The organism is Roseivirga misakiensis, from assembly GCF_001747105.1.
Lineage (GTDB): Bacteria > Bacteroidota > Bacteroidia > Cytophagales > Cyclobacteriaceae > Roseivirga > Roseivirga misakiensis.
The window spans coordinates 1-14254 of record NZ_MDGQ01000003.1 but is presented as its reverse complement, the minus strand read 5'-3'; the positions used below and the strand labels follow the sequence as shown (position 1 = coordinate 14254).

At 39.6% G+C, this 14254-nt stretch carries 13 protein-coding genes; 12 read left to right on the top strand and 1 reads right to left on the bottom strand.

Going from position 1 to position 14254, the window contains the following annotated elements:
* The first annotated feature begins 69 nt into the window (after nt 1-69).
* The 6 genes from BFP71_RS00535 to BFP71_RS00510 all read left to right on the top strand — a co-directional run bounded on the left by BFP71_RS00535 (nt 70) and on the right by BFP71_RS00510 (nt 7788).
* Entirely contained in the window at nt 70-1086 is a 1017-nt protein-coding gene (locus BFP71_RS00535; protein ID WP_222843456.1) for an alkaline phosphatase D family protein, read from the top strand.
* 41 nt (nt 1087-1127) lie between these two features.
* The gene (locus BFP71_RS00530; protein WP_088124810.1) at nt 1128-2000 is read left to right on the top strand and encodes a glycerophosphodiester phosphodiesterase family protein; all 873 of its coding nucleotides are present in this window, start codon (nt 1128-1130) and stop codon (nt 1998-2000) included.
* An 81-nt stretch (nt 2001-2081) separates the two neighbouring features.
* Nucleotides 2082-3251, top strand: coding sequence for a hypothetical protein (locus BFP71_RS00525; RefSeq protein ID WP_069833510.1), 1170 nt, complete (start codon nt 2082-2084; stop codon nt 3249-3251).
* A 12-nt stretch (nt 3252-3263) separates the two neighbouring features.
* Complete coding sequence (locus BFP71_RS00520) at nt 3264-4259, top strand: adenosine kinase (RefSeq protein WP_069833509.1); 996 nt, start codon at nt 3264-3266, stop codon at nt 4257-4259.
* 113 nt (nt 4260-4372) lie between these two features.
* Complete coding sequence (locus BFP71_RS00515; RefSeq protein ID WP_069833508.1) at nt 4373-5734, top strand: M16 family metallopeptidase; 1362 nt, start codon at nt 4373-4375, stop codon at nt 5732-5734.
* Entirely contained in the window at nt 5734-7788 is a 2055-nt protein-coding gene (locus BFP71_RS00510; RefSeq protein ID WP_069833507.1) for a M16 family metallopeptidase, read from the top strand. Before BFP71_RS00515 ends, BFP71_RS00510 begins: the two co-directional genes overlap by 1 nt.
* A gap of 48 nt (nt 7789-7836) precedes the next feature.
* On the opposite strand, the gene BFP71_RS00505 is transcribed toward BFP71_RS00510, so the two are convergent.
* Nucleotides 7837-9522 (bottom strand): M61 family metallopeptidase, encoded by a 1686-nt coding sequence (locus tag BFP71_RS00505; RefSeq protein ID WP_069833506.1) that lies wholly within the window; start codon nt 9520-9522, stop codon nt 7837-7839.
* 108 nt (nt 9523-9630) lie between these two features.
* Here BFP71_RS00505 and rpmH point away from each other — a divergent pair, with 108 nt between their 5' ends.
* Genes rpmH through BFP71_RS00475 form a run of 6 tightly spaced genes read left to right on the top strand, consistent with a single transcriptional unit; the run spans nt 9631 to nt 13944 of the window.
* On the top strand, nt 9631-9789 hold the full coding sequence (gene rpmH / locus BFP71_RS00500; protein ID WP_069833505.1) for a 50S ribosomal protein L34: 159 nt from the start codon (nt 9631-9633) through the stop codon (nt 9787-9789).
* A gap of 35 nt (nt 9790-9824) precedes the next feature.
* The gene (gene rnpA / locus BFP71_RS00495; protein ID WP_245701798.1) at nt 9825-10235 is read left to right on the top strand and encodes a ribonuclease P protein component; all 411 of its coding nucleotides are present in this window, start codon (nt 9825-9827) and stop codon (nt 10233-10235) included.
* 19 nt (nt 10236-10254) lie between these two features.
* Nucleotides 10255-11898: a S41 family peptidase gene (locus BFP71_RS00490; protein ID WP_069834512.1), complete on the top strand. Its 1644-nt coding sequence runs from the start codon at nt 10255-10257 to the stop codon at nt 11896-11898.
* Between the two features lie 8 nt (nt 11899-11906).
* Nucleotides 11907-12719 carry a sulfite exporter TauE/SafE family protein gene (locus BFP71_RS00485; protein WP_088124807.1) on the top strand — a complete coding sequence of 271 codons (813 nt, stop codon included), beginning with the start codon at nt 11907-11909 and terminating at the stop codon, nt 12717-12719.
* 14 nt (nt 12720-12733) lie between these two features.
* The gene (gene tsaB / locus BFP71_RS00480; RefSeq protein ID WP_069833503.1) at nt 12734-13420 is read left to right on the top strand and encodes a tRNA (adenosine(37)-N6)-threonylcarbamoyltransferase complex dimerization subunit type 1 TsaB; all 687 of its coding nucleotides are present in this window, start codon (nt 12734-12736) and stop codon (nt 13418-13420) included.
* 2 nt (nt 13421-13422) lie between these two features.
* Nucleotides 13423-13944 (top strand): DUF2480 family protein, encoded by a 522-nt coding sequence (locus BFP71_RS00475; RefSeq protein ID WP_176723291.1) that lies wholly within the window; start codon nt 13423-13425, stop codon nt 13942-13944.
* The last annotated feature ends 310 nt before the right edge of the window (nt 13945-14254 follow it).

Genomic DNA, 14254 nt, shown 5'->3' with positions numbered 1-14254 from the left:
TCTTGGCAGAACAATAATAATGAATTAATCAACGATTCACATAACGGTGATACCTTACACCAAATTCTAATGATGCGTAGATTCTTACTTATTGGTTATTCACTTTGCTCAATATTTGCACTTGCCTCGGCGCAAGACATCAACAGTCAGGTCGTGCTCCAAAACATTGCCATAGGGTCTTGTAACAGGCAGGAAGCCCCACAGGTAATTTGGCCTGAAGTGTTAAAGACAAATCCAGATTTGTGGATTTGGTTGGGGGATAACATCTATGGGGATTCAGAAGATATGGACGTTATCAAAGCCAAATATGATAAACAAAAGAATAATTCTGCCTATCGAGAACTCTTAAAGCAAGTTCCCGTGATCGGTATTTGGGACGATCACGATTATGGTAAAAACGATGCTGGTCAGGAATTTTCACAAAAAGTAGCCAGTAGAGACTTAATGTTTGACTTTTTGGATGTACCAAAACAAAGTCCAGCTTGGGAAAGAAAAGGTGGTTATCAATCTTATACCTACGGATCGGGAAATAAAAAAGTGAAAATTCTGCTTCTTGATGCTCGTTACTTCAGAGGCAACCTTGATAAAAAAGATAGGATATATGTCAAGAATTTAGAGGGTACCGTTTTGGGCGAAGAACAATGGCAATGGTTAGAAAATGAATTAACCAATAGTGATGCGGCGATTCATATACTGGCATCTGGCATTCAGTTTATAGCAGATCAACATCCATTCGAGAAATGGGATAACTTCCCTAAGGAGCGCCAACGTCTACTCGATCTTTTAGTAAAAACGCAACCAAAAAACGCATTCTTCCTGAGTGGCGATCGGCATATTTCTGAAATTGCTCAGCTAGACGTACCAGGTTATGGTAGGTTTTATGATTTTACATCGAGCGGGATGACACATAGTTATAGTTCTAGCACGGAATCTAATACCCATAGGGTAAGTAAATTGATTACAGAGAAGAGTTTTGGGGTTATAAAGATAGATTGGAGTAAACCTAACCCCATAGTAGCATTAGAAATGAGAGGTGTTAATGGCGAGCTACTTGATAAGCCTGTTGTCCTCTTTGGAGACAATTGATTATCTATCACAGGAATACATTTTCCTTAACTTGCGCTGTTATGAAGAGACTCTTTTATATAACCTGCCTAATCTTTTTCGGGAGTTTAACCCAGGCACAAACGCTCGACATTCAAGGGCATAGGGGTGCCAGAGGACTATTGCCAGAAAATACTATTCCTGCCTTTATCAGAGCAATAGAAGAGGGCGTATCGACACTTGAACTGGATGTAGTGATTACAAAAGATAAACAGGTGGTTGTTTCTCATGAGCCTTATATGTCTTCGGGTATTTGCAGTAAACCAGACGGTACTGCTGTCGCATCGGCTGAAAGCAAAAGCTTGAATATATATCAAATGACTTATGAGCAAGTCGCAAGATTTGATTGTGGATCCAGAGGTAATCGCCGATTTCCAGAACAACAGAAAATGTCAGTAGGCAAACCATTATTGAAAGACCTGATCAATACGGTAGAAAAATACTTGACTGATCATAACCTACCGAAGCTTAGCTATAATATCGAAATCAAAAGCTCAGAAAAGGGAGATAATGAGTTTCATCCTGGTGTAGGTGAGTTTTCCCAGCTGGTCTATGCCCTAACCACAGGAATGTTGCCGAAAGATCGGTTTACAATTCAAAGTTTTGATTTTAGAGTACTTAATCATTGGCATGAAGCTTATCCCGATATTACTTTGGTTGCCTTAATTGAAAACACTAAGGGCGTAGAGTCAAACTTGAAGGCTTTAGGGTTCATTCCCGACATTTACAGTCCCAATTATCGCCTACTCAGTAAGAAAGCCGTTGAATTGTGTCATCAGAAGGGTATGAAAGTAGTACCATGGACGGTAAACACATTGGCAGTAATGAAGCGTCTTGTGGCGATGGGGGTTGATGGTCTAATAACAGATTACCCTGATCGAGCCAAAGGCCTATGATCCAAGTACATTCGCTTCATTAATCCGAATCAGATTTTATAGTTGTGGAGAAGTCTTTATTTTTGGCTTTCCAATTTGCTGATGCGCGTTCTCCAAGTTAAAGATAAATACACCGAAAAAGAGTTTCTTCAAGTAGCTGTAAAGCTATATGCCACGGAGAAGAACTGGATACGCCCTTTAGATAAAGATATTCAGGCAGTCTTTGATCCTGTGAAGAACAAGAACTTTAAAAACGGAGAGGCTATTCGCTGGATTTTGAAAAATGACGATGATAAGTCTATCGGTAGAGTCGCAGCTTTTATCAATCACAAGACGTCTCAAAGTTATGATCAACCTACAGGCGGCATGGGTTTCTTTGAATGTGTCAATGATCAAGAAGCCGCATTCATGCTTTTCGATACTTGCAAGGCATGGTTGGAAGAAAAAGGAATGGAAGCAGTTGATGGTCCGATAAACTTTGGGGACAGAAACAACTGGTGGGGACTATTGGTAGATGGTTTTTATGAACCAAACTATCAAATGCCCTACAACTTTCCATATTACCAAGAGCTGTTCGAAGCCTACGGGTTTAAAGAGTATTTCAAGCAATTTACTTATCAGCGCCCAATGGGTAGCGAAGTAGATTTCACACCAAGATTTTATGAGAAAGCTCAGGATACACTAAATAATCCCGATTACGAATTTCGGCACATTACCAAAAAAGAGTTTAAAATAGCCCATGAGTACTTTCGCCAAGTATACAATAAGGCTTGGGCTGGTCATAGCGGAGTAAAACCAATGACCGAACAGCAGGCGAAGTCAACTTTTACCAAACTAAAGCCAATTGCCGATGTAAGGTTGGTCTGGTTTGCCTTTTATAAAGGTGAACCTGTGGCCTTTTTTATCTCAATTCCAGAGTTAAATCAGATTTATAAGCACCTAAATGGAAAGTGGAACCTCTTTAGCAAACTCAAATTCCTATATCTGTTAAAGACGGGTGCCTGTAATAAAGGACTCGGGATAGTATTTGGTGTAACACCCGATCACCAACGAAAAGGGGTAGAGGGTGGACTAGTAGTTTCTTATGTAAAGAACCTAGCCTGGAAAAAGGGCTTTCAGTATACCGATATTGAGATGAATTGGATTGGAGATTTTAACCCAAAAATGATCCGTGTAGTAGAGCAGATTGGTGGAAAAGTATTGAAAACACATATCACTTATCGGAAGTTATTTGATGAAACCAAAGAGTTTCAAAGAGCACCGATTTTATAATTCCTAGAAAATATGAGCAAGAAGTATAATGTATATGGCATTGGTAATGCCTTGGTAGACCTTGAGTTTAAAGTAAGCGATCAGTTTTTATATGATCATAAAGTCCAGAAAGGCCTAATGACTTTGGTAGATGAGGATACGCAATTCCGATTGATCGGTGCGATTGAGCATGACGATCTGAACAGGAAATCGGGCGGTTCTGCAGCCAACTCAATTATCGCGATCAGCCAATTTGGTGGTAAGTCATTCTATTCATGTAAGGTTGCCAACGACGAGTATGGTGATTTCTACCTAAAAGACATGAATGATGCAGGGGTTGATACTAATTTGGACAATGCTCAAAGAGATGCAGGAGTAACTGGGAAATGCCTTGTGATGATCACCTCCGATGCAGACAGAACAATGAATACATTCTTAGGAGCGACATCAGATTTATCGACAAAAGAGATCGATGAAGCTTCGATTAAAGATTCTGAATACATCTACCTCGAAGGATATCTTACGACATCTGAATCAGGCGTTGAGGCTATGAAAGTGGCTAAAAAGATTGCCGAAGACAACAATGTCAAAGTAGCGATTACACTTTCAGACCCTTCGATTGTTCAGTTCTTTAAGGAGAAGTTTGTAGAGGTAATTGGTGCATCTGTTGACTTGCTTTTTTGCAATGAAGACGAGGCTATGTCTTTCACAGGTAAGGATAGCCTTGGTGAGGCTAGAGAGGCGCTGAAAAGTGAAGTGAAAAGGTTCTGTATCACCCTAGGAAGTAATGGAGCCATGATATGGGATGGAGATACTTTTATAGATATTGAACCATACGCTGTAAAAGCAGTTGATACTAATGGTGCTGGAGATATGTTTGCCGGAGCATTTCTTTACGGAATTACAAATGGCATGACGTACGCTTCTGCGGGTAAGTTGGCAAGCTTGGCAAGCTCGAAAGTGGTTTCTCAATATGGACCACGATTAAAGTGGCATGAAGTTCAGGCCATATTACATGAATTGAAATGACAGAATGGTGACAGCCCTTATATCAGCAAGTTGTTCCGTTGACCATTTTAAACGTTTATGAAACTTGTTGCACCATTATTTTCGAGCCGAATTTTAAACATACTATATATCAAATGATCAAGAAAATTAGTTTTCTACTAATGTTATGCCTGATATCATTTTCGATACAAGCACAGAACATTGAGTATGAAGAGTATACTCTAGACAATGGACTGAGTGTACTACTTCACCAAGACAATTCCACGCCTATTGTTACAGTAGGAGTTTTATATCACGTAGGTTCAAAGAATGAGCCAGAAGGTCGTACAGGATTTGCTCACTTCTTTGAGCATTTAATGTTTGAGGGCTCACCGAACATTGGAAGAGGAGAGTATTTCAAAATTATTGAAGCTGCCGGCGGGCAATTTAATGCTAATACTTCACCAGACAGAACCTACTATTTTCAAACGCTTCCGTCTAATCAGTTAGAATTAGGTATTTATATGGAGTCCGAGAGAATGCTCCATGCTAAAATTGATTCTACAGGTATTGCTACCCAAAAAGAGGTAGTGAAAGAGGAAAAAAGACAGAGTGTCGATAATCAACCGTATGGTACCTTACTGATAAACATGCTAAAAAATGCATACCGAGGTACAAATTACGAGTGGGCACCAATTGGTAGTTTCGAAGATATTGATGCTGCTACAGACCAAGATTTTGTTGATTTCTATGAGACGTTTTATGTGCCGAATAATGCGACATTAACGATCGCAGGAGACATAGATATTCCTACCACTAAAAAATTGATCAAAGATTATTTTAGTGAAATAAAAAGGGGTACTAAAACTATTTCTAGACCTAAAATTGTAGCGCCAAAACTTGATGGAACTATCGAAGAGACCATCTTTGACAATATCCAAGTACCTGCTGTGGTTCAAGGTTATAGAATGCCACCTCAGGGCACTGAAGACTATTATGCTTTGCAAGTAGTAACTCAGTTACTATCAGGTGGACAGAGTTCGCGTTTTCAAAAAGTACTTGTCGACGAGAAAAGAATGGCACTTGGCTTTCAAGTATTGCCACTACCTTTAGAAGATGGTGGGCTGTTTATCAATTTTGCATTACCCAATCAAGGTTATGAAGTGAGCGATCTGTCCGACGAGATGGATAATATTATAGAGGAGGTTAAAGCTGGGCTTATTCCAGAAAGAGAGTTTCAAAAGCTTAAAAATCGAATCGAGAATAATTTCATATCGAACTTCTCATCAGGAAGGTCAATCGCTGAAAACATGGCGAACTACAAGGTTTATTTCGGTGATGCTGGCTTAATCAATACAGAAATTGAGCGATATAGAAAAGTAACCCGAGAGGATTTACTGAGAGTTGCTAATAAATATTTTGTGCCTGAAAATAAGGTCGTTCTGACTTTCAGACCAAAATCAGAGCAAGAGAAGCCAGGAGATGCTAAAATCAAAAAGGAAGGAGGGAATAACTAATGAAAAAGATATTGATACTTGCATTGGTGCTAATCACTTTTAATGCCACTGCACAAATAGATAGAACTAAACTTCCTGAACCAGCACCAGCAAAAGAGCTGAAGATTGGAGATTATGAGAAGTTTACGCTAAAGAACGGGTTGACTGTAATTGTCGCTGAGAACCACAAACTTCCGACACTAAGCTGGAACTTATCTTTTATCACTGGACCTATTACAGAGGGTGATAAAGGAGGTTATGCCGGGATTTTCGGACAGGTCATGAGTGCCGGAACGAAAACCAAAACTAAAGATCAGCTGAACGAAGAAATAGACTTTATGGGGGCATCAGTAAATGCCGGTGCCACTTCTATGTCAGCGTTCTCCTTATCCAAGTACAAAGAGGGTGTATTGAAAATCATGACAGATATTCTATACAACCCATCATTTCCAGAGGATGAGTTCGAAAGAGCGGTAGAGCAGACCTTGACTGGTTTAAAGCAATCGACGGAAGATCCGAATACAATTGCAAGCCAGCTAGGTGGAATACTGAACTATGGTAAGGATCATCCATATGGCGAGATTGTGACTGAAGAGACTGTTAAGAATATTACCATCGAAGATCTCAAAAGTCACTATGCAAGATACTTTAAGCCGAACATAGCCTACTTAGTCATTGTGGGAGATATCAACAAAAAAGATGCTCAAAAACTTGCTAAGAAATACTTTGGCGATTGGAAAAAAGGTGATGTTGAAAAAGAAGAGTTCACTGCGCCTAAGCCGATCGAAAAGACTGTTATATCTGTGGTTGATAGGCCTTCTTCAGTTCAGTCAGTAATTAATATCACTTATCCTGTAGATAACAAACCTGGTAACGATGATATCTTGGCTGTTTCGTTAATGAATAACATCCTAGGAGGAGGAGGGTCGGCAAGACTTTTCATGAATTTAAGAGAGGACAAAGGTTATACTTATGGTGCTTACTCAGATGTTGGAAGCAGCCGTTACAGTTCAAGTTTTTACGCGTCCGCAAGTGTCAGAAATGAGGTTACGGACAGTGCTTTAGTCCAGTTTATGTATGAATTGGAGCGTATTGGTAACGAGCAAGTTACTCAGGAAGAACTAGATGCTGCTAAAAGTGCTATCAGAGGTTCTTTTGGGCGTTCATTAGAAAATAGAGGTACTGCAGCGCAATTTGCCTTGAGTACTGAAATCAATAACCTGCCTGAAGACTATTTCGCTACTTACCTGAAAAGACTCGAAGCGGTTACACTTTCAGACATTCAAAGAGTGGCTAAAAAGATCGTTAGACCAGATAAAGCAAATGTGGTTGTAGTTGGTAAAGCGGAGGAAATCGCTGAGAAGTTGAAAGCTTTTGGTGAAGTAAAGTTCTACGATTCCGAAGGAAACCCAGTTCAGGACCCGACCAAGAAAGTAATCGCTGATATTTCTCCTCGATCAATTCTGGATAAATACATAGAAGCAATTGGAGGTAAAGCAGCCGTAGATGGCGTGAAATCCGTTGTGAATAAAAGTACTGCCTCACTAAATATGGCTGGCCAAAGCTTTACCCTAACAAGGACTGTTTACCAACAGGGGCCAGATAAATTTGCAGATGTACAAGTGATTCCTGGCCAAGGAGAAGTATATCAAGTTTATAATGCAGGTGATGCCTTTCTTAAGGCAGGTGGGCAAACGCAATCGCCTCCTGGTCCATTTAAGGAATTGATGAAATATCAAGGAACCCTTTTTGGAGAAAGATTCTATGAAGAGGTTGGTTTTAAACTGGCATATAAGGGAACTTCAAAAATCGATAGCAAAGAAGCACATCGAATTGAAATTAACTTGGGCAGCATTACTGTAAATGAGTACTATGACGTAGCGTCGGGATTAAAAGTAAGGATAGAATTAGGGCCATCTGGCACAATTGATCTTTCGGATTACCGTGAGGTAAATGGCATCATGATTCCTTATAAATTTGCTCAATCAGGTGGTCAATTACCTGTTACACTTGAGTTCATTTCAGACGAAGTTGTCGTAAATGGCGATTTAGATACTTCTGTATTTAACAAATAAGAATTTTCAATCATGCATAAAAAAGGCTCCGAAAACTCGGAGCCTTTTTTATTGAATGCATGCCTCAAGCCATCCTTTCATTCTCTCCCGTTGAGAGGTATCCATCCTTTCAATTTCCTTTACTTGATAAATACTAAAGTATTCATGGATATCCCTTTGCAATTGAATGTGCATTTCTCTACCGAATCGATTGATGATCAATGTAAGTTCAGGTTGATTCGGCACATCTGTACTTTCGCTTCCGTTAATAGATTGAATTTTATCGCCAATACTGAGTAAGCCCTCGGCAAGAGATCCAGATGCGATATCAATAATTGTATTTTCGCTTAGTCGAAATCCAAAATACCTTTCTTCAATTTGTTCGGATTGATGGATTTCAAAAGACAATCCAAATTTTGGTAAAAGCTTATTCAGATAGGTTTCATAAGGTGAAGTGCCACAAACAATTTCCATGAAGTAAGTATCTAATGATGCTTCAAAAACTTCTTCAGCTGCCACCTTGTAATCATCGAAACTGTAACCACTAAAGGTTTTGCCATGCCGTCGCCACATGAGGTGCATTACATCATCCAAAGATTTTTGATTATCAAACTTATCTCGAATCAGCAGGTCTAAGATCGTGGCGGCCAGCGCACCTTCATTGTAGATGGACACTTTTCTACCGGGAATCCCTTTTTCATAACCGTTGAGCCAAAGATCAAAAGAAGATTCAGCGACGGAGTAGGTATTTCTGCCCTCATTTTCGTAATGCCGCTTCAGTAATTTGTTCAGTTCACCTAGATATTCGCTTAAGCTGAAAACGCCCGATCTAGCTAGAAATAAATCTCCGTAGTAAGTAGTGACACCTTCTGTGACAAAACCAGTGGTATGATAATTTTCATTTTGAAAATCATATGGAGTCATTTCTTCGGGGCGAAGTCGAATTACATTCCAAGTATGAAAGAGTTCATGTGAGCTAACACCTAGAAATTCTTTATAAAGACTTCTTTCCGATAGCGCAGCCGCGGGTCCGATCGTTATAACAGTTGAGTTCCAATGCTCTACTCCATGATAGTGTTTATACGGGAGGCACTGAAAAAGGAAGTGGTATTCAGGACAAGGAAATTCACCCATCACCTCGATTTGTAAATCAGTGAAAGCCTTAAAATCCGAAATTAGCTCCTCATCCGATTTTGGATGTTCCCCTTGTATCCATAAGTGGAAATGAGAATTATTGCTTGTGTAATTAACCTGCCTCAAAGTAGCACTGGCAAAAAGAGGACTATCTACTAATTGATAAAAACTAGGGGAGTAAAGTGTGTTTTCACTGATAGACATTAGTCCAGATGCGATTTTATATGACTCGGGTAGGGTTAGCCTTACTTCGCATGGATCATTTAACCGTTCAGGATCGTAAATACAGCAATTAATGAAGTTGAGATAAACCTGTTCATCGTCAAGCCAAGAGTTGCCTGCATCCATAGCAAAGGCGAAATAGTCATAAGAAATAGTCACATCGCCTGCCTCGTTGCTCAGGCGCCAAGAACTTTTATCCTCCTTGCTTATCGCAATTGGACTTCCGTTCGCATCAAAGGCTGCCATATTTTTAATTCTTTTGGCAAAATTTTGAATTTGATAACGCCCCGGTCGCCAGTTAGGAAGTTGTATTAGTAAATTTGCTTTGGCAGAGTCTATAACAACCTCAAAGGTTAGAAAATGGGTGGTAGGCTTACTAAACGAAATGTTGTAGATCATGTAGTTTTAGTGATAAAGAATAAAGCTAAACAATTTTGCACTCACGTTGGTAAAAATGAAAAAGGTACTTATCTTTGCATTCCTTTTTGAGAGAAAGATAAAAATACCATGAAGAGAACATTTCAACCTTCGCAGAGAAAAAGAAAAAATAAGCACGGTTTCAGATCTAGAATGGAGTCTGCTAACGGTAGAAGCGTGATCGCGAGACGTAGAGCTAAAGGAAGACACAAGCTTACTGTTTCTGACGAAAGAAATCACGGTAAGTAATTCTGTCCTGCTGAGGTTTTGCTAAATTAAACCTCGTGTCAGCGTTAACTACAGACAATTTGAAATTCACTTTCCCTAAGTCGGAAAGACTACATAGCAAAAAATTAATACAGGAGCTTTTTAACGAAGGCTCCTCTTTTTATTTATACCCTTTCAAAATTATCTTCCTGCCCAAGGAAGATTTAACGTCTAATCAAGTACTTGTTTCTGTTTCTAAGAAGAAATTTAAAAAGGCTGTGACTAGAAATAAAATCAAACGGCTCATCAAAGAAGCCTACCGCCTGAATAAACATTCCCTTGATCCAGATGCCGACACTTCTTCAAAAGCATTGATTGGTTATATTTATACGGGAAAAGAGGTGATGCCATTTGATTTTATCGAATCTAAACTAAAGAAATCACTTCTTCGTTTGAGAAAAGAATTAGTAGAATCTAAAGACCCCTAAGTTTATGAGGAAGCCAAGAATGAAGAAAAGATATTTGCAGTCTATCGTAGTATCGGGATTCTTACTTTGGTCATTCACCGCACCTCAAAACGACAAGTACTTCGAGATACTTAAGAACCTAGACATATTCGCCACCATGTATAAAGAGGTGAATGCAAATTATGTCGACGATATTAACCCCAATACAATAATGGAAACGGGTATTGATGCAATGCTCGCTACCCTTGATCCCTATACAGTTTACTACCCTGAAGACCAGATTGAAGATGTACGTACCGAAAACACTGGTCAGTATGGAGGTATTGGTGCTGTAATCGGTGAAAAGTATGACAAAAAGGTCATGGTTGTTATGCCAAATAAAGGTTTCGCTGCCGATCGCGCAGGTCTAAAAAGAGGAGATGAAATCATTTCAATCAACGGAATAGATGTCGCCAATGACTATGATAAGGCAAGCGAATATTTAAGAGGTCAATCTTCTAGTACGATTGATTTATTGGTTCGCCGATCTGGCTCTGAAACACTGAATATTGAAGTAGAACTCGAAAAAATTGAATTGCCCAATGTTCCTTACTTCGGTATGGTCAGCGAAGATGTGGGGCTTATTAAGTTAACCGGGTTTAGAGATAAAGCGTCTAGGGAAGTGAAATCTGCCCTAAGGGCTTTGAAAAAAGAAGGTGCAGAAAAAATCATTATAGACCTGAGAGATAATGGCGGTGGTTTGTTAAATGAGGCTGTCAATATTTCAAACCTATTTATTGATAAGGGAGAACTTGTTGTTACCACCAAGGGTAAACTGAAAGAAATGAATGCCACCTATAAGACTTTAAATGTGGCTACGGATACCGATATACCTGTCGCAGTACTGGTGAATAGCTCCAGTGCTTCTGCCTCTGAAATCGTAGCTGGTGTAATGCAAGACTACGATCGAGGAATACTGATAGGTAGAAAATCGTTCGGAAAAGGATTGGTCCAACGTACCATGCCGCTTTCTTATAATTCTCAAATGAAGGTGACGATTGCCAAATACTATACACCGAGTGGACGATGTATTCAAGCCATAGACTATAGTAATAGAAATGAAGATGGCAGTGTGGGTAAAATTGCGGACTCGCTAAAAACGGCGTTCCAGACAAATAATGGTCGAGTCGTTTTCGACGGTGGCGGTGTTGATCCAGATTTTAAGACAGAATTAAGAGTGATTGCACCAATCACAACCTCCTTATTGCAGTCAGATTTATTTTTCCGTTTTGGAAATGAGTATTCAGGTACTGTCGAAGTATCAGAAGAGGCAAAAGATTTTGTGATTTCAGATGAGTTGTATGAGGCTTTTAAAACTTGGGTCTCGGGAAGGGAATTGATTTACACCTCAAAATTGCAGGAAGAAGTACAGCGATTTAAAGAAGCAGCAGAATCAGCATTGGATTACGAAAAAGTTAAGGATCAAATTGCTTCATTAGAACAACTTGTTGCCAATGACTTGTTACTAGACTTAGATCGCAACAAAGAAGAGATCAAGGTATTCCTGAAGGATGAATTTGTAGCAAGGACACTATTAGAAGAAGGTAGGCTAGAAGCTTCATTCGAGAATGATAATGACGTGATCAAAGCGATTGAGATACTTTCTGATTCTGAACAATATCAGAATACCCTACAGGGTAACTAGCCCATTTTATGCAAGATTTTCTTCTCCTCTTTGTTATGGGGCTTGTCGGTGGTTTTCTGGCTGGCCTAATCGGTATTGGAGGAGGGGTAATGTACATCCTCGTACTTCCTTATCTATTATTGAATATGGGGTTCCCTCAAGAGGAAATTGTGCAGTACACAATTGCTAACTCTCTTTTCGGGACAACATTCGCCGCGCTTTCTGGGAATATTGCATTAATGAAGCGGAAAGAGTTTTTCTGGAAGCAAGTCATTTCTATCGGTTTTTTTGGAGCCATCTGCTCCATGTTGGTCTTACTACTTTTTGTCAATACGCCTTTATATCAACGAGATCAATTTAACATCGTAGTCATATTAATTATGTTTTTCATTGCAGTCAGAACTTTAATGCAGTCAAGAAAGCCGATTGGAGGTGAATACGAGAAGAAACCTTCCTTTTTAGGACTAGGTGGTATTGGTGCAGCCGCTGGAACAGTTTCCGCACTCTCAGGACTGGGAGGTGGTACCGTTATAATACCTATCCTCAATAGCGGGCTCAAGATGCCCATGCATAAAGCAAAATCAATTTCCCTTGGGGTAATATTCATCACCTCATTTGTATTGTCAGTTTACAATATTTTCGAAACGCCCATGATAGAATACTCAAATCAAAGTACGGGGTATATTGTATGGCCCTTGGCATTGATAATTTCTTTAGGGGTAATAATCGGTTCTCCATTTGGGGTGATTGTCGGTAGAAAATTATCAAATCGATTAATCAGTTATATCTTTGTACTTTTTGTTTTAGTGGTAATTGCTGACAAGGTGATTCAACTGATCTGAAAACTTAAAAGCCGATGGCCTTAATCTTAAGTATAGAGACTTCCACAACAGTTTGCTCCATTGCCATAACCGATGGTAATGATGTCGTGGCGACACAGAAATTGTTTTTGGAGAAATCTCATTCAAATCTTTTGACCGTAATCATACAAGATACGCTCAAGCAATGTGGTTTGGAGTTAGGGAGTTTTTCGGCAATAGCAGTTTCAGAAGGTCCCGGTTCCTATACAGGTCTAAGAATAGGTGTATCCACAGCAAAGGGGATATGCTATGCGCTGGACAAACCATTAATCGCTATTCCGACACTTGCAGCTTTGGCCCATGAGGTGAATACACGTAATACAGAAAAGTTTCATTTGGCACCCATGCTGGACGCTCGACGTATGGAGGTGTATACTGCGCTATTTGATAGTGATTTGAATACAATTCAAGAAGTCGCACCGATGATTTTAGACGAACAAAGCTTTTTGGAAACCCTTCGGGAAAAAACGGTGTTATTCTTTGGCGGCGGCTCGAACAAATTTGAGCCTTTAGTAGAAGGGGGTGCCAATGCTAGGTTTATAAATGACATTACACCTTCTGCTTGGGCGGTTGGCCAATTGGCGTATCAAAAATGCCTGAGTGAAAGCTTTGAGGATGTAGCCTATTTTGAGCCGTTTTATTTGAAAGCATTTAGAGCAACTGTGCCTAAACCTTTATTATAGATATGGAAGGGGAGATAGTTAATAGAGTAGCAAACAGTCCGATCGTTTCGATCGATTTGGAAGAGCATTATCATGCAGGAGAGCGAGTGGTTTATGATATAGCCGATAATCTTTTTCAAGGCATGATTCTAAGGGAGAAGGATTTTAGAGAATTCGTTAAGTCTCACGACTGGAATCATTATGCTGGAAAGAACGTCGCTTTGGTCTGTTCGGCCGATGCTATTGTGCCCACATGGGCATATATGCTCTTAACAACCAAGCTAGAAGGAGTTGCCCATATGATAGTAATGGGCTCTTTAGAAACATTGGAATACGCTTTATTTAAAGAAGCTCTGTCAAAGATCGATTTAGAAGTATTAGAAAATAGGCCAGTAGTGGTAAAAGGTTGTGGTGATTTGCCAGTGCCAGAATCGGCCTATGTGGAAATTGCTCGGTTATTAAAACCTAAAGTAAAGAGCTTAATGTATGGAGAACCGTGCAGCACGGTACCCTTATATAAGAAGCCAAGACAGCCTAAAAACTAGGGCTTCAATCAGTTAGAAAATTCTTTAAAAAATCTTTTGTAAAAGCTTGGTCAGATCAAGATAAGCTTGCTACATTTGCGTCCCGTTTGAATGAAACGGAGACAAGTTTTGAAACGCTGAAAAAAGATTTAAAATTTATTTCGATTAAGAAGTAATTAAATCAAATTCTTTTCATTACCTTTGCATCCGCTTTGGGGATGAGAGATTGCCAGGGTGTTAAAAAAGGGGTTGCTAGAACGCTAGTGACTGTCAAGATTTGGAGGAGTGAGATATCTTTTCTGAGTTACGTTTACTTCGAGTAATTGATTGT

What these genes read in the sequence shown, in the direction of transcription:
- BFP71_RS00485 (WP_088124807.1), top strand. Translation starts at nt 11,907, where the DNA reads ATGCAAGATTTTCTTCTCCTCTTTGTTATGGGGCTTGTCGGTGGTTTT.
- tsaB (WP_069833503.1), top strand. Translation starts at nt 12,734, where the DNA reads ATGGCCTTAATCTTAAGTATAGAGACTTCCACAACAGTTTGCTCCATT.
- BFP71_RS00490 (WP_069834512.1), top strand. Translation starts at nt 10,255, where the DNA reads ATGAAGAAAAGATATTTGCAGTCTATCGTAGTATCGGGATTCTTACTT.
- BFP71_RS00505 (WP_069833506.1), bottom strand. Translation starts at nt 9,522, where the DNA reads ATGATCTACAACATTTCGTTTAGTAAGCCTACCACCCATTTTCTAACC.
- rpmH (WP_069833505.1), top strand. Translation starts at nt 9,631, where the DNA reads ATGAAGAGAACATTTCAACCTTCGCAGAGAAAAAGAAAAAATAAGCAC.
- BFP71_RS00525 (WP_069833510.1), top strand. Translation starts at nt 2,082, where the DNA reads ATGCGCGTTCTCCAAGTTAAAGATAAATACACCGAAAAAGAGTTTCTT.
- BFP71_RS00475 (WP_176723291.1), top strand. Translation starts at nt 13,423, where the DNA reads ATGGAAGGGGAGATAGTTAATAGAGTAGCAAACAGTCCGATCGTTTCG.
- BFP71_RS00535 (WP_222843456.1), top strand. Translation starts at nt 70, where the DNA reads ATGATGCGTAGATTCTTACTTATTGGTTATTCACTTTGCTCAATATTT.
- BFP71_RS00530 (WP_088124810.1), top strand. Translation starts at nt 1,128, where the DNA reads ATGAAGAGACTCTTTTATATAACCTGCCTAATCTTTTTCGGGAGTTTA.
- BFP71_RS00510 (WP_069833507.1), top strand. Translation starts at nt 5,734, where the DNA reads ATGAAAAAGATATTGATACTTGCATTGGTGCTAATCACTTTTAATGCC.
- BFP71_RS00520 (WP_069833509.1), top strand. Translation starts at nt 3,264, where the DNA reads ATGAGCAAGAAGTATAATGTATATGGCATTGGTAATGCCTTGGTAGAC.
- BFP71_RS00515 (WP_069833508.1), top strand. Translation starts at nt 4,373, where the DNA reads ATGATCAAGAAAATTAGTTTTCTACTAATGTTATGCCTGATATCATTT.